This is a genomic window from Novacetimonas hansenii JCM 7643 (assembly GCF_000964405.1).
In the GTDB taxonomy this organism is placed as follows: Bacteria; Pseudomonadota; Alphaproteobacteria; order Acetobacterales; family Acetobacteraceae; genus Novacetimonas; species Novacetimonas hansenii.
In genome coordinates this window covers 1-588 of the sequence record NZ_BANE01000364.1, presented here as the reverse complement: position 1 = coordinate 588, position 588 = coordinate 1, and the positions used below count along the sequence as shown (strand labels likewise).

The 588-nt window shown below is 65.1% G+C and carries 1 protein-coding gene; it reads left to right on the top strand.

Features of this window, described 5'->3' with window-relative positions:
• The coding region (locus B7G66_RS16660) for a relaxase/mobilization nuclease domain-containing protein (RefSeq protein ID WP_048859429.1) at window positions 1-588 on the top strand (588 nt) is incomplete at both ends.

Here is a 588-nt window from a genome sequence, read left to right as displayed (position 1 = left end):
GCCACCAACCGGGCGGGTGGCATGGGCCGTTCTGGCTCGGGGCGTCCCGGAAAGGGACCGTCCACTTTCGGGCGGGGCAGGGGGGCTGCAACCCGCGCCAACCGTCTCCTGTCCCGGCGCACCCGGCTTGCCATCGTCAAGGCACGGGTGGTCCGGCATGGCGCACGGGCGAGCCTGCGTGCCCACCTGTCCTATCTCCAACGCGAAGGGGTGACGAAGGACGGCGAAAAGGCCCGGCTGTTCGGAGCGGAGCGCGACCATGTGCCCGCGCGCGAATTTGCTGAGCGCTGTCAGGATGACCGGCATCATTTCCGTTTCATCGTGGGACCAGAGGATGCGGCCGAAATGGCGGACCTGAAAACCTTCACGCGGGAACTGATGACGCAGGCCGAACAGGATCTTGGCACGAAGCTGGATTGGGTTGCCGTGTCGCATTGGAACACCGACAATCCGCATATCCACATCATCGTGCGGGGCAAGGATCAGGACGGCGAGGATCTGGTCATCTCGAAGGATTACATTCGCGAGGGACTGCGTGCCCGCGCCCAGAACCTGGTCACGCTCGAACTCGGGCCGCGCACCGACCAT